Origin of the sequence: Brasilonema sp. UFV-L1 (assembly GCF_012912105.1) — a bacterium.
GTDB lineage: Bacteria > Cyanobacteriota > Cyanobacteriia > Cyanobacteriales > Nostocaceae > Brasilonema.
Genome location: NZ_QMEA01000010.1, coordinates 39,264 through 55,979, shown reverse-complemented (window position 1 = coordinate 55,979; position 16,716 = coordinate 39,264). Strand labels below are relative to the sequence as shown.

General features: G+C 42.8%; 6 protein-coding genes. 4 read left to right on the top strand and 2 right to left on the bottom strand.

The features are described from left to right. Window positions 1–20: 20 nt before the first annotated feature. Together DP117_RS05350 and DP117_RS05345 are read right to left on the bottom strand one after the other, a co-directional pair. Window positions 21–1,313: a PD40 domain-containing protein gene (locus DP117_RS05350; protein ID WP_169217297.1), complete on the bottom strand. Its 1,293-nt coding sequence runs from the start codon at window positions 1,311–1,313 to the stop codon at window positions 21–23. A gap of 179 nt (window positions 1,314–1,492) precedes the next feature. Further along, window positions 1,493–4,483, bottom strand: coding sequence for a PAS domain S-box protein (locus tag DP117_RS05345; RefSeq protein ID WP_169217296.1), 2,991 nt, complete (start codon window positions 4,481–4,483; stop codon window positions 1,493–1,495). A 506-nt stretch (window positions 4,484–4,989) separates the two neighbouring features. Between DP117_RS05345 and DP117_RS05340 the strand changes: the two genes are divergently transcribed. The 4 genes from DP117_RS05340 (at window position 4,990) to DP117_RS05325 (ending at window position 16,710) form a co-directional block, all read left to right on the top strand. After that, window positions 4,990–6,966, top strand: a complete 1,977-nt coding sequence (locus tag DP117_RS05340) for an iron uptake porin (RefSeq protein ID WP_211175930.1) — start codon at window positions 4,990–4,992, stop codon at window positions 6,964–6,966. Between the two features lie 461 nt (window positions 6,967–7,427). Further along, window positions 7,428–8,582, top strand: coding sequence for an alanine--glyoxylate aminotransferase family protein (locus DP117_RS05335; RefSeq protein WP_169217320.1), 1,155 nt, complete (start codon window positions 7,428–7,430; stop codon window positions 8,580–8,582). A gap of 214 nt (window positions 8,583–8,796) precedes the next feature. Continuing rightward, window positions 8,797–12,237 (top strand): caspase family protein, encoded by a 3,441-nt coding sequence (locus DP117_RS05330; RefSeq protein ID WP_169217294.1) that lies wholly within the window; start codon window positions 8,797–8,799, stop codon window positions 12,235–12,237. 90 nt (window positions 12,238–12,327) lie between these two features. Beyond that, the gene (locus DP117_RS05325; protein ID WP_169217293.1) at window positions 12,328–16,710 is read left to right on the top strand and encodes a caspase family protein; all 4,383 of its coding nucleotides are present in this window, start codon (window positions 12,328–12,330) and stop codon (window positions 16,708–16,710) included. Window positions 16,711–16,716: the final 6 nt, after the last annotated feature.

The window sequence follows — 16,716 nt, the reverse complement described above, 5'->3', positions numbered from 1 at the left end:
AAGGGCGGTTTGAAAATAACTTAAATTATGGAGGTAGTGCTATCAACACCAGTTAAGGTTGCTAGGAAGATATCGCTACTGTTGTTGGTGTCTCCCGCTACCAAGTTGAAAGCAGTTGACGAAAACGCCACAAAGTTCCCATTGGCGGAAATGGAGGGGGTAGAGGAGCTGGTGAAGATACCCCCTTGGATGTTATCATCGGCCACGGAGACTAGAGTAGTGGTACCCGTCTGGAGATCGCGAACGAAGATATCGCTACTGTTGTTGGTGTCTCCTGCTACCAGGTTACTGGCATTTGACGAAAACGCCACAAAACGCCCATCAGCGGAAATCGAGGGACCAGAGGAGAAGTTATTCCCCTGGGTGCCATCCTCGGCGACGGAGACTCGGGTGAGGCTGCCCGTCAGGAGGTCGCGAACGAAGATATCGCTACTGTTGTTGGTGTCTCGCGGTACCAGGTTGTAAGCAGAAGACTCAAACGCCACAAAGCGCCCATCAGCGGAAATGGAGGGGCTAGACGAGCTGCGATTCCCCTGGGTGCCATCTTCAGCAACGGAAACTCGGGTAGTGGTGCCCGTCTGGAGGTCGCGAACGAAGATATCGCTATTGTTGTTGGTGTCTCCCGCTACCAGGTTGTTGGCACTTGACGTAAACGCTACAAAGCGCCCATCAGCGGAAATGGAGGGGTTAGAGGAGAAGCTGGAGGTACCCCCTTGGATGCTATCGTCGGCGACGGAGACTAGAGTAGTGGTGCCCGTCTGGAGGTCGCGAACGAAGATGTCACTATTGTTGTTGGTGTCTCCCGGTACCAAGTTGTTGGCATTTGACGAAAACGCCACAAAGCGCCCATCAGCGGAAATGGAGGGGCTAGAGGAGAAGTTATTCCCTTGGGTGCCATCGTCGGCGACGGAGACTCGGGTAGTAGTGCCCGTCTGGAGGTCGCGAACGAAGATATCGCTATTGTTGTTGGTGTCTCCCGGTACCAAGTTGTTGGCAAATGAATAAAACGCCACAAAGCGCCCATCAGCAGAAATGGAGGGGGTAGAGGAGAAGCTGGAGGTACCCCCTTGGGTGCCATCCTCGGCAACGGAGACCAGAGTGATAGTGCCCGTTAGGAGGTCGCGAACGAAGATATCGCTACTGTTGTTGGTGTTGGTGTCTCCCGGTACCAAGTTGTCGGCATTTGACGAAAACGCCACAAAGCGCCCATCAGCGGAAATGGCGGGGGTGGAGGAGCTGTTATTCCCCTCGGTGCCATCATCGGCGACGGAGAGCCGTGTGATAGACGAGATTTCGGTTAGATTTGTGCCCATGATAAATATTTTTCTCAGAGTATATACCCAATTTTATATAATACCGGTATACACTGAAGCATAAAGTAAAAGTTAGGTTATAAAAAGTTTACTCTATGTTTATGAAAAGGTTTTTAAAACTATGGAGAGCCGTGCAACTCGCTATCTCCTCAACTTTAAAAGCTTCTAGAAAAGACTTCTTAAGATGGAATCGCCAGAGGTAATGTGAAGTAGAAAGTTAAACCACGTTTACGGTTGCAACTGACGCCTATTTCACCACCGTGTGCTTTAATAATTTGCCGACAAAGATACATTTTAACGCCAATCCTTGTTGAACAACGGGCTTGTGGTTCGCGCACATACAAATCGAAGAGGCGATCGCATTCCAATTTACTCATCCCTACACCGTCATCTTGAATCTGTAAGCGAATCCTTCCTGCCTCAACTGTGGCTTTTAGGGTAAATTTTACTCCTGGTGGATTGTGTTGCCAGCTATGATTGAACAAGTTGACAAAAACTTTGTGCAGCTGAGCTGGGTCAGCAATGACTGGTGGTAAATCATTTGGAACCAGACTTTTCACCGTTGATTGATGCTGTGTCAGGATTGGCTCTAGATCTCTGATAATTATACCAACCAATAAGTTAAAAGAAACGACCTCACGATGAAGAACAATTCCTTGTGCTTCGGTGGAATGAAGTTCAACTAATGATTCAATCATTTCTAGTTGGCGATCATTTCCTTGAATCATGCGCTCAATGATTGAGCGAGATACAAGCAGAGGGGATGGAACAGATAAGTTCTCTTTGTCTGGTGACATTCCTCTCAACCGAGAGAATCCTGGATTCGTGTAGCGTGTCTGCAGGGCATAGTTTTTATCAGAGGAAACTTTTGCACAGGAATTTCCTCCCCTTAATGGAGAAGATGTCCGCATGGGATTGTCTTCCCCTTGTCCTTTATGCAGCAAATTATTCAATACCATCAAATTACCCATCACTGAAGTTCGCAGTTCATGGGAAACGGTGTGCAGAACGACATCTTTTACACTGTTCAATTCTTGAAGTTCCAGCATTTTCTGCTGTAGTTGTGCAGTGCGTTCTTCTACTTGACGTTCCAAATTCGTGTTTAGTTGCTCTAGTTTTTGATAAAGTTGTCCTTGCTGAATGGCGATCGCCACTTGTTCTGACATTTGCTGGAGCAAGTCAATTTCTATCGCACTCCAATGACGTGGTTTACTGCATTGGTTAGCAATCAACGCACCAAACACTTCTTCATCTTGCATGATTGGTACAGCTAAGTTCGCTCTCGTTTGGAATTGTTTATAGAGCGCTTTTAATTTTGTAGATGCTGATATTTTTGTGGTATCTTCAACTATACGTACCTGATTGCTTTTTAGGATTGTTTTTAATTCTTCTAGAAGAGTTTTATCCTCATTTTTCCAATTCAGGACTGATGGATATTCAGCCGCTACTGATTCGGCAAAGATTCTCGACTGAGCATCATTATCATTTAAAGCAATAAAAACTCGATCCGCTTCTAAAAATTGCCGAACTTCGTTGACGGTGGTTTGCAGAATTTCGTCGAGATTGAGCGACTGACGAATTCGTGATAATGTTTGAGCAAGTAGGCGATCGCGTTTTGAAGAGAGGCGCAGTAGTTCTTCTGTCTGCTTGCGTTCTGTAATATCATTACTCACACAAAGCATACAAAGTTCTCCACCTAAAGTAATCACCTCAGCTGAGAACAGCATGACTCTCGTCTCACCAGATTTTGTGTAAAATTCTGTTTCAAAATTGCGAATAAACCCCTGTTCTTGCAACATCTGTTCTATTTTGGCAATGTCAGAGGAATTGACCCAAACATTTAACTCACTGCGGGTATGACCAATCACTTCTTCTCGATCAAAGCCAGTGATTTGCAGGAAGGTGTCGTTAACTTCAACGTAGCGCCCATCCTTAAGAGTCACAATAGTAATTGGATTCGGACTAGAACAAAAGGCTTTAGAAAACTTTTCCTCTGACTCGCGCAGAGCAAGTTCTGCTTGTTTGCGTTCGGTGATATCATGAGTTACTGATAATAAGCAGGGAATACCATCTAAATGAATGACTTCGGCGCAAAATAGTCCAGTTTGTATCTCACCAGACTTGCGGCGGAATTCAAATTCCATGTTGCGCACGACCCCGTGTTTGTGTAATTCTTGCAATACGGTGGCGCGATCGCTCTTGTGAACCCAAATATTTAAATCAAAAGCAGTACGACCAATGACTTCCTCGCTTTCATAACCCAAGTGTTTCACAAAACTGTCATTAACTTCTATGTAACGTCCTTCTGCAAGGGTGCTAATCGAAATCGGATTAGGGCTTGAACGAAAAACTTTAGCAAACTTTTGTGCCAAATTTTTCAAAGTGACTTCCGTTTGTTTGCGTTCTGTGATGTCTCGTACAATTGCGACAACTTCATCTTTTCCACTGACGACTAGCCGCGCCTCATAATCTCTCATTCCCAGAGGTGTTGGTAGTTGATATTCATACGTTTGCAAAGTTTTTGAATCCAAAGTCTTTGCAATTGCCTTTTGACTTTGTAGGGCAACATCTGCAGGTAAGAAATCATATAAATTTTTTCCGATGATTTCATTTTTAGGAATGGTGATATTTGCTCCCTCACCTTTAAAATCTAGATACTTCCCATCACGACTCATACGAAACATCAAATCAGGAATTGCATCCAAAATTGCCTTATACCGTGCCTCACTTTCTCGTAATTTTTCCTCAGCTAACTTCCTGTCTGTAATATCTATGAAGAAACCATCCCAAATCGTATCTCCTGATGGTTGTTGTTCGGCGCGAGAAGTCCCTTGAATCCACTTAAGTTTGCCACTATTTGTGATGATGCGACCTTCCCATTGCCAAGGTTTTCCTGTCGCGCAAGAAATGGCAATAGATTCTTCAAAAGCTTTAATATCTTGTGGATGAGTCAGTTTGTGTAATACTTGAAAGTCTTCCTGCATCACTTCTGGTTCCAATTCAAACAGTTCTCTACAACCAGAACTGGCATATATCACAAACTGAGAACCATCTTGCCGCTTGAGGAATTGGAAAATCATTCCTGGTAAGTTAGCAGCAATTTTTTCCAGCAAGGGCAATGCTTCTTGTTGAGAATTTGATGTATGCAGCGCTTTCACAGTTTCATTCACACTCTGACCTTTTAATTAAGAAATAATAGATGTATCAAGGAAGACAATTATGGAGGGTTTGGCAGTTTTTCCTGTATTGGATACCAACCAAACAAGTTTTTTTAAAAGTCATTCTTCTTTCAGGTTATATTCCCAAGCTCAATTTCGCATTCACCCAATTGGATGAACCACTTGTAACAAAAGCGATTTCAAAGACAATCTGCAAATTTCATGACTTTATAACTAAAAACTTGGGCTGATTGGATAATCTGTGCCCAACAGGTGTAAACTGATATATTCTATACTGCTCAATCTTGTATTATCTGTCGCATCAACTAACCAGCACTGAAATCACGAACGACTCTTGAGAACTGGATAATCCTTTCTAGAGAGAGACCTCACAATGTCTTTAACAAGTTTACCAAACCTAATGTGTCGTCAAGGAATAAAATATTATGATTTCTGCCGAAAAATAGTGTATTTTGTCTTTATCAGCAAATATTTATCAAAATTCAACTCTTTGTCATATGGTGAAACTTTTTTACCAAAGTCTAGCAGTAGCCCTAAGTGTCTATTGTGGTGGGTACCTGCTGGAAGCAGATGCTTTAGCACTGGATTCTGAGATGAGCAAGCAAGAAACTGCTCCTGCTTTACCTGTGTCAACGACTTCTGACGAGGTCTTACACGTAAAAAAATGGGCAGGCTTTCAAGCCCCACGATTAATCGTTGGGGTAGACAAATCAATAAACAAAGCCTGCCCATTTTTTAGGGGACAAATGCGTGACCAAATTGTTACGCAAGTGCCTAAACAGGATATTGAAGCTGCTTCTGTTGTAGGGAACACCCCCGCTCCCAATAACGTTTGGTTAGAGAGATTCTCTGTTGAGGCCTGCACTAGGGAAGAGGAGAGAAGAGGAGCAGGGACACAAGAGTTAATGGACATAAATTTATTTTCCTCCTCTGTCTCCCCTGGTTATCCAAACCGTATTGCCCCCGCTTCCAAGTCATCACAACAAACAACTCAAATAGCGCAAGTGAACTCAGTCTCTGAACTCACAGACGTGCAGCCAACAGATTGGGCATTTGGAGCATTGCAGTCATTAGTAGAGCGGTATGGATGTATTGAAGGTTATCCAAATAGCACCTACCGAGGCAATCGAGCAATGAGCCGCTATGAGTTTGCTGCTGGGTTAAACAAGTGTTTAGAGCAGATTAACGAACTGATTGCAATACAACAGTCACAAGGCGTGAGTAAAGAAGATTTAGTCACACTGGAGCGGCTACAAAAAGATTTCGCCGCAGAACTGAAGAATCTCAGAGGTCGCGTAGATGCTTTGGAAGCGAATACAGCAATATTAGAGACACAGCAGTTTTCCACTACCACTAAACTGAGCGGTCGGGTGTTAACCTATCTGGGAAATGCTTGGGGTGAAAATGCAGGTAAGGCTAATAACACTGCATTAGCCTATCGAGCTAACCTCAACCTAAATACCAGCTTCACGGGTAAAGACAACTTGTTTATTGGGCTGGAAGCCATCAACTTAAGACGACTTGACACTGCTACCGAATTTCCACGGGGTCGTTTGAGCGGTAGCACTGATGAAACACGTTTTCTTGGATCGAGCATATCTGGCGATGGAGACCTGGGCTTGAACGGGTTGCAATACAGGTTCCCGATAGGAGACAAATTTTTGGTTTTTGTGAATGCATTTTCCAGCGATAGGTTTCTCACAGAACCCATCACGCCGTTATCTAATGCGGCTACAGGTGCCGTAACATACTTTGGTTCAATCAACCCCTTCGATTACCCCATCGGTCAGCAGACAGGAATTGGTTTGCAATGGACAGTCAGTAACTGGCTCAACCTCGACTTGGCTGCAGCAGCAGAAACCAACACAAACGACCCGTCTGTGGGACTTTTTGGTGGCGGCGGCTATGGGGTTTTTGCCCGACCAGTTATCACTCTTGGAAAGCTCAAGCTGTCTTTTCCTTTTGCCCACTTCTACTCTCCGGAGTCTGGAAGTGATACGATCACTGGTAGTAATGCTGCTAAACTCAAAGGGGCAGGTCCGGTTGTCGGTAACAGTTATGATTTTTCTTTCAATTACAGAATAACGCCACAAATGAGCTTCGGTGGCTCTATAGCGTATATCGCTGCACGTACTTTGGGAGAAGGAACTAAGGGAAATGCTGATTTGTGGGACTATCGCTTCAATTTAGTTTTTTTTGACGTGGGCAAAAAGGGAAACTTAGCTGCTTTGATTTTTGGGATGCAACCTAGGCTAACGGGTACAAGCAATGCGGCACTCGCACAAGCGATTGGTTTACCAGATGGACAGAGGAGCGATCGCAATGCTGGATTCCACATCGAAGCCTTTTACACCCATCGCCTGAATGACAATATCACCATTACCCCAGGTATTGTGTGGCTAACGGCTCCTAACCATGATGAACGTAACCCTGATGTGATTGTTGGAGTTCTTAGAACCGCGTTCAGTTTCTAGGCAAATTGTTTTTGTCTCACACTCCTCACACATTATGCAATAGACATCTGCGAAATTTTAAGTCAAGTCAGGTCAAATAAGACTCAAAAGTCTTTTAACCCAAATTGCGGGTTATAAAATTCCGGGTGCTTCGTAATTATCGATTCAAAAGCTGATAAAGTCAGTTAATGTAATATCCCTTACGTTAACTTTAAAAAAGGGGCGTTGCATACTTGCAAGATGAATGAAAATTTTTGACCAAAGCTAAATGCATATTCTTCGCACTTTTGCAATACCAGTTTGCACCGTCGAGGGTTTAGGACTCGCCTCTTGGGTTGGGGTGGCTTTCTTGCTTGATGACTGTAAAGTCATGTAAAGTCTTCCGCAAAGACGTATCATACTATGCATTAACAAAAAAGAACAGGCGTAGCCCGTTCTGATTCCTGAGTTCTTCTTCAATTATCATTTTCCTTAAAAAAATAATCATGCAAACACTCTCTATCGACAACAACGAACGGTTACAACTTTCACCCCTTACAATACCATCTCGTCTACTGTTGGGACCGGGACCATCAAATGCGCACCCTACAGTTTTGGAAGCGATGAATACTCCTCCAGTTGGGCATCTTGATCCAACTTTTTTAGTCTTGATGGATGAAATTCAGTCACTTCTGCGCTACGTGTGGCAAACGAAAAACCAGTGGACAATTGCAATCAGCGGGACAGGATCAGCAGCAATGGAAGCGGCGATCGCCAATACAATAGAACCAGGAGATGTCGTTTTGATTGGTGTCGCTGGCTATTTTGGCAATCGTCTTGTTGAGATGGCTTCTCGATATGGTGCTGATGTCCGAAACATCACAAAACCTTGGGGACAAGTTTTCTCGCTTGATGAAGTGCGAACTGCCCTACAAACTCATCGTCCAGCTATTTTAGCTCTCGTTCATGCAGAAACCTCCACAGGAGCACGTCAACCACTAGAAGGAGTTGGTGAGTTGTGTCGTGAATTTGGCTCTTTGCTATTGATAGATACTGTCACCAGTTTAGGTGGAGTTCCTTTGCATTTAGATGAGTGGGGAGTTGATATAGCTTATAGTTGTAGTCAAAAAGGCTTAGGTTGTCCTCCTGGTGCTTCGCCATTGACGTTAGGTCCTCGCGCCATTGAAAAATTGCATCGGCGTCAAACTAAGGTGGCTAACTGGTATTTAGATATGACGTTGTTAAGCAAGTATTGGGGCGAAGAACGCACTTATCATCATACAGCACCGATTAACTTATACTATGCTCTGCGAGAAGCACTGCGCTTGATTGCCGAAGAGGGAATAGAAAACTCTTGGCAACGCCATCAAAAGAACGCAGAGTATCTTTGGGAGAAGTTAGAGAATTTTGGACTGAGTTTGCACGTTGACAAACAGTTCCGTTTACCCACTCTGACCACTGTTCGCATTCCACAAGGGATAGATGGTAAAGCAGTAGCACGGAAGTTGCTTAATGAACATAATATCGAAATTGGAGGTGGTCTTGGCGAACTTGCAGGTCAAGTTTGGCGCATCGGACTCATGGGTTTCAATAGTCGCAAAGAAAGTGTTGACCGACTTTTAGAAGCACTGCAACAGGTTTTGCATGAACAGCAGTAGTTTATATCGTACACTTATCTTTGTTTTTTGACCGGCATAAGTAGTCACTCGTCAGGAGTCATCCGCACAGCGTCTCCGGCGCAGGGGATGATTCTGACGAATTGTATCAGAAGTGGAAGAGTGCATAAGTTAACTTCAATGCAGCCTATATAAATATGGAGGATTTAGCCATTGCTCTCCTCTACCAAAAAGGAGTAACCAAGGTAATATAGGCATGACTCGTAACATCTATGCGCTGCTGATTGGCATTGATAAATACCTGAGCCCAGTCTCTTCGTTAAATGGTTGTGTCAATGACATTATGGCTATCAAAGAGTATCTGGAAGGACGGGTTGCTATTGATGGATATGAGCTTCATATACGCACACTCTTAAACCAAGATGCAACTCGTCAAGCAATTATTGATGGATTCCGACAACATTTATGTCAGGCACAGAGTCATGATATCGTTCTCTTCTATTACAGCGGTCATGGTTCTCAAGAACCAACACCACAGGAATTTTGGCACTTAGAATCAGACCGACTTGATGAAACTTTGGTTTGTTACGACAGTCGCTCTCCAGGAGGCTGGGATTTAGCAGATAAAGAATTGGCGAAATTGATTGCTGAAGTTGCAACGAAAGATCCTAAAATTACTATTATCCTGGATTGTTGTCATTCTGGTTCTGGCACAAGAAACCTGCTACAAGAAACAGGGATACGCCGCGTTCCCACAGACAAGCGTAAGCGACCACTTGATAGCTTTATTTTTTCACTCGAAGATTTAGAACAACTGTCTGCGTCCCGTAGTCTGGAAGAATCCCCCACTGGTTGGAACATACCCAAAGGTCGTCATATTCTTTTTGGGGCTTGTCGAGATAGTGAAGAAGCTAAGGAATACAATGGAGACGGTCAACAACGGGGAGCTTTTTCCTATTTTTTGTTGGAAACATTGCGAAATAATGGTAAGTTAACTTATCGAGACTTATTTAAGCAAGCCAATGCTTTAGTCCGCAGCAAGGTGACAACTCAATCCCCTCAGTTTGAATTGACTCATGCAGAGGATGAAAACCGATTTTTCCTTGATGGGGCGATCGCCGAACATACCCCCTACTTCACTGTCAGTTATGACAAGAATTATGGCTGGGTGATTGATGGTGGTGCTGTTCACGGAATCAAAAGTGCTTCTGGTGACGAAACGACTTTACTAGAACTGTTCCCGATAGACACCAATACCGAAGACTTGCAAGATCCATCTCAGTCTGTTGGTGAAGCTGAAGTCACACAGGTATTACCATCGCTGAGTAAGGTTAAAATCAGCGCTGTTGAAAACTTGACTTTTGAAAGCACCTTCAAAGCCGTTGTCACCAGTTTACCATTGCCGCCTTTAGGAGTTTACTTTGAGGGAGATGAAGCGGGTGTGAATTTGGCACGCCAAGCTTTGCAGTCAGCAGGTTTTCACAACAAACCCTCGCCTTATGTCCGAGAAGAACAGGAACTCACTCAAGCACAGTTTCGCCTATTATGTCATCATCAGCAGTATTTGATTGCTCGACCTGCAGATGATCGACCTTTGGTGAGTCAAATTGATGGTTACACACCACAGAATGCAAAAAAAGCAATTCAACGCTTAGAACATATAGCCCGTTGGACGACGATTGCTGAACTCTCAAGCCCTGCGACTAGTCAGATTCAACCTGGTCATATCCAGATGCAACTTTTGTTTGAAGATAAGGATATCTCTCAATCTAATCAGATGCGTTTGGAGTACAAGTACAGGGACAATGAGTGGCAACCTCCAGCTTTTCGGCTCAAACTGATTAATAATAGTAAGAAGCCACTTTACTGTGCTTTGGTCGATCTTACAGACCTTTACGCTGTTAGCGCTCCCTTTTTTGAAACAGGTAGTATCAAGTTAGAACCAGGCGAAGAAGCTTGGGCTTTGGATGGGGAATATCTACAACTCGAAGTGTCAGACGAGTTATGGAAACAGGGAATAACCGAGTACAAAGACATTATTAAGCTAATTGTCAGTAGCGCTGAATTTGACGCCCAGTTAATCACTCAGGAAGCACTTGACGTTCCTCGACCTCCGAAAAGAGATTTACCATCCCCGAATCAAGGTACGCTGGATCGTTTAATGAATCGGGTTCAACAGCGTGATATCAAACCCAGAACCAAGGGAAGATTTGACGATTGGTACGCACAAGAAGTCGCAATTACCACTGTTCGCACCTTAGATGCTACCTCAGTTTCTCCCACAAAATACAAAGAGTTAGGGGCTGGTGTCAAATTGCAGCCGCATCCCAGCTTACAAGCTAACTTTCGTTTAACAACAGTACCACAGACAAGTAGGGATTTGGGCAATAAGATTTTGCCACCTATCTTCCGAGAAAATCCTGAAGTTATCCAAACCTTTCAATTTACTAACAGTCGAGGTACAGATCCAGGATTAAGTGTACTGGAACTTGACAATGTGCAAAACTACACTGTTGTGACTCCAGATGCGCCTTTAAAATTGTTGCTTGACACAAGCTTAGGTAAAGATGAACACCTTTTGCCTGTTGCTTACAACGGTGAGTTTTTCGTCCCCTTAGGTATAGGAAAAACAACTCAAGAGGGTAAGACTGAAATTGAGTTACAAAGATTAGCAAAACCTGTGAGTCAAGGTCGTCGTAGCTTGCACGGATCTATTCGCATTCTATTTCAAAAAGTCATCAGCGAGAAGTTAGGGTTGGAAGATCAATATCCGTTACTAAGAGTGGCTTCTGTTGGCGATGACAAATCAGTTAAATACGAGACTGATGAAACACAAATTAAACAATTGGTAGCGCAAGCAAAGCGGATAGTCCTCTGCACTCACGGGATGATTGGCGATACCAAAAATTTAGTTTCCGGCATTCATCAGCCCATCATTGGAGTGGATGGACAAGCATGTTCTATCAGCCAGTTCTACGACTTAGTTCTCACATTTGACTACGAGAACATTAACACTTCAATCGAAGAAAATGCTCGGAATTTGAAAAAACGACTGGCTGCAGTGGGTTTGGGAGCAAACCACGGTAAATTTCTACACATTATAGCTCATAGTATGGGAGGACTGATTTCCCGTTGGTTCATTGAGCGAGAAGCAGGAAACCAAGTTGTCCAACACCTGATGATGTTAGGGACACCAAATGGTGGTTCTCCTTGGTCTACTGTTCAAGATTGGGCGACACTGGCTTTAGGTATTGGACTTAATAGCCTCACTACAGTCGCTTGGCCTGTGAAAGTGTTGGGGAGTTTAATCAGTGCAATAGAAGCTGTTGATGTAACACTAGACCAGATGAAGCCAAACTCTGATTTTCTTAAGACTTTAGCACAGAGTGATGACCCTGGTATTCCTTACTCGATTATTGCTGGTAACACATCAATTATTCCTGCAGCCATGCAGCAACAAAGAGATAAATCCAGTTTGCTAGAACGACTCATGCAAAGCTTGTTTGGTCAAGTCGTTGGTTTGCCTTTCTTCGGACAGGCAAATGATATTGCTGTCACTGTACATAGTATTAAGAATATCACAGATGGACGTGTACTTTCTCCTCAAATTCAAGAAGTGGCTTGCGACCATTTGACCTATTTTAATCACCCAGAAGGATTAAAGGCTTTGATTGCAGTTTTGGGACAAGAGAAATAAATCGCAAAAAAGCAAAAGTAGCCAGAGACTTTGGTGCGTTAGGACAAATATCCATAACGCACCCTACATTTACGTAAAGGAAAGTTATTTATGTCTCAATATAAGTTTAACCGAAATCTTGCAGTTATTGTTGGTATCAATAACTATAGAAACGGCATTCCAGCCTTATCAACAGCGGTTCCAGATGCCCATAAACTTGCTCATATTATTCAAGAACAACATAGAAAACTGAAAGATAAATATCAAATACAAAATCAGTATGAAGTTCAATTAATTTTGAATGAAAGAGCTAATCTTAACAAGCTGAATCAGTTAATTGAAAATTTCAAAAAAGGACAAATAGCTTTTGACAAAGAAACAGTGAAGATTATGGAAAATGACCGCGTTCTTTTCTACTTTGCTGGACATGGAATCGCCTTAGATGCTTTAGAAAATCAAGAAGGACCAGTCGGTTACCTGATTCCTCAAGATGCTAAATTAGAAGATAGCAGCACCTATTTGCCGATGCAGGATTTACATGATGCTCTTAATGCACTTCCGTGTCGGCATATGTTAGCAATTCTAGATTGCTGCTTTGCTGGTGCGTTTCGTTGGGCGAGTCTTAAGCGAGATGTTGTACCTCGACTCAAGGTTTATAAAGAACGATATGATCGCTTTATCTGCGATCGCGCTTGGCAAGTCATTACCTCAGCAGCTGATGACCAAAAAGCTTTGGATTCCCTAGGACAGCGCGGAAAAGTACAGGATGGAAACGAGATTCACTCTCCGTTTGCCAAAGCTCTTTTTGATGCCCTACGGGGAGACACAGAAGAAAGTGCTGACTTAAATAAAGATGGTATCATCACAGCAACCGAACTTTACTCATATCTCAGGGACAGAGTAGAAATTCAGACAAACAATCATTACAAAAGACAAACTCCAGGTTTGTGTCCCTTGAGAAAACATGATAAAGGAGAATTCATTTTCTTATTACTTGAGTTTGACCGAGACAAATTAGAAGATGCACCACCACTGATTCCAGAAAATAATCCGTACCGAGGATTGAAATCTTACGACGAAAAAGATAGCAACTTGTTTTTTGGTAGGGAAAATCTCATCAAACAACTTTATCAGCATGTCGTTTCTGAACAGCAAGCTTTGACAGTCGTATTGGGTGCTTCTGGAACAGGAAAATCTAGCTTAATGAAAGCTGGTTTGTTACCGCGCTTGCGTCATTCCCAGGAGTATCAATTTCAGATTTTACAACCGATGCGACCAGGGGAAAATCCTTTGCAAGCCTTAGCACAAGTGTGTTCACCAATTGCAACTGAAATCACTGCTGAAGAATTCGCAAAAGATGAATACGCCTTAGCAACTATTATTGAAAACAGGTGTAAGACTTATCCCAAAACTCAATTATTATTGCCAATTGACCAATTTGAAGAGTTGATAACCTTATGTAAGAGTGATGAGGAACGAGAGCAATTTCAGAAGTTGATAAAGAATGCTATTGCCCGATTTTCCAAACATATCGATGTCGTTGTTACCTTGCGACTTGACTTTGAAGCGCAGTTTCAAAACTCTGTACTCAAGGACTTTTGGAATGATGCTCGGTTTGTTGTACCACCGATGAGTCAGGATGAATTGCGAGAAGCAATTGAGAAACCTGCTTCAGAGAAAGTTGTGTATTTTGAGCCTCCCAATTTGGTGGACGACTTAATCAATGAAGTTGTACAAATGCCAGGTGCTTTACCTTTGCTTTCTTTCACTCTTAGTGAATTGTATCTGAAGTATTTAGGCGATCGCACGAAGGATAACCGGGCTTTAACAAAGAATGATTACGAAGATTTGGGAAGAGTCGTTGGTTCTTTGACCAAGCGTGCTAATCAAGAATATGATCGGTTAGTTGAAGAAGACTCTGCTTATTTAGTTGAAGAAGACTCTGCTTATGAAGATACAGTACGTCGGGTGATGCTGCGGATGATTTCATTGCAGGGTGGGGAGTTAGCAAGGCGACAAGTGCCTAAGTCAGAACTAGTGTATCCTGATAAGGATGAAACCGAGCGGGTGAATACGCTCATCCAACGTTTTTCTGAAGCTCGTTTAATCGTTGAAGGTTCCAATCCTCAAGGTGAACCTTATGTGGAACCAGCCCATGATGCTTTGGTGCAGGGGTGGGATAAGATGCTGAAGTGGAAAAAAGATGAAGAGGAAAATTTAATTTTGCAACAGCGGCTAACACCTGCGGCTAATGATTGGCACAAGGAGGAACGACCTGAAAGTTATCTCTGGAATACTAATCCTCGTCTAGATTTGCTACAAGAAGTGATTCAGAATTCAGAGGATAACTGGCTAAATCAATTAGAGATGGAATTTGTCAAAAGCAGTATTGTGAAAAGAGACGAAGAAGATATTAAGGAGAAAAAACAGATTATAAGAATACTCTATAGAGCCGCTGAAGCTCTCCTGGCTGCAAATCAACAGTTGGAAGCACTAGTTGAAGTTGTCAAGGCGGGAAAAGAACTCAAGAAGTTACAACTTAAGTATTTATTTTGGAAAGATGCTGAACTATGCGCTCAAGTGAGACGAACACTACAAAAGACAATGTATGGAGTAAAAGAACGAAATCGTCTCAAAATTCCGAATGGTGGAGATAAAGTAGTTTTTAGCCCAAATGGTCAGCTATTAGCCACAATTCAACTTGATGGCACTGTTGGCTTATGGGATCGAAGTGGTAAACAGATGCCTGGATTTAAACCATTCAATGTGGAGGGTCAGGTTTGGAGTGTCACCTTTAGTCCTGATAGTCAACAGCTTATCACTGTTAGCACTGATGAAGTGACCAAATGGTGGAATTTGAATGGACAAAAGATAAAGGAGTTAAAACAACCTGGAATAATAAACCAGGTGATGATTGGTTCAAATGGGAGGCTGATAATATTCAGTGATAATAAATTGAGAGATTTAGAAAGTGGATCTCAGTTAGCTGAATTTCCTGACAACGGAATAGGTTATGACACGTTTAGCCCCGATGGTAAGCTCATAGCAACTGGTGTTGCAGGTGATACTATTAGCATATGGAACGTCGATTCCAAAAAGAAAATAGTTGAGATCAACAATTTTCCCTTCTTCAACTCAAATATTCCTGTCAGGATAAGTTTTAGTCCAGATAGCAAATTTATCGCTGCGGCTGGATATCAAGACGATACTGTTTACTTATGGGATTTAAAGGGTAATCAGTTAGCTAAATTCAAAGCTTACCAAGGTGGAATTATAGATATCAGCTTTAGCCCTGATGGAAAGCAGTTAGCAACTGTTGGAATTGATGACACTATGCGAATCTGGCAAGATTTGGAAGGAAAACAATTAATAGAACTGCAAGGACATCAAGATCAAGATTGCTATGTTACTCACATCAGCGTTAGTTCAGATAGTGAACTACTTGCAGCTAGCCAGAGTGAAGGAATTCTTCATTTGTGGAACTTGAGGAAGCGACAACAATTAGAATTTCCGCAACAGTTTAGCGATATATCAGAACTTCATTTTGCTCCTGATAGCCATTTACTGGCTGTTAGTGAAAGTAATGGCACTATCCATCTGTTGGATTTGGAAAATAAGCAAGAACTGACTCGATTTATAGTTGAAAGAGCTGATGTAGACCAATTTGGTACCTTCGTTCACCAAAACTACGGTCGTCTTTCACAAGGAATTAGTTTTAGCAGAGATGGTCACTGGGTAGCTATCGGTGGTGATAATAATATTACTGTTCGCAGTTGCTATGGACAAGAAATAGTAACATTTCCTGAAGACTTTTCTCCGAAAGAAGAAGGAGATATAGTTCCAAATTGGGTGCAAGCTACAGCCTTTGCTCCTAGTGGTAATCTACTTGCCACTGGTGGGATAGGTGGACGTATCCGCCTATGGAATTGGAAAGAACGTCAACAAATTTTGCCAAATCCAATTGAGGCTAACACAACTCAAACTCTAAGTTTTGTTTTCAGTCCTGAAGGAAATCTACTCGCTACTGCTGGTTTGGATGGCTCAACTGGTGTAGTCCGTTTGTGGAATCTCTCAGGCAAGAAATTAGCAGAGTTTAAAGATCATCAAGGAACAGTCAGTCAGGTTATTTTCAGTCCAGATGGCAGTCTACTTGCTACTGCTGGCTTGGATGGTACTGCTCGCCTATGGGATTTGTCTGGTCAGCAGTTAGCAGAATTTAAGGGGCTTGATTGGGTTGAAAGCATGGCGTTCAGCCCAGATACCAAACAATTGGTAACAGTGGGATTTACTTATGGAACCGATGATTCCCCAGGATTGTGGCAAGCAGCACTGTGGCAAATTGAAGACCTGGATGAATTATTGGTGCGAGGATGCGAATGGGTAGGCGACTATCTAAAAAATAACCCCAATGTCGATGAAAGCGATCGCCACCTCTGCGACAATATACCAGTTCCTTCTACAAACAATAGTGAGCAAACCTTATCCGCTCAATAAAACCAC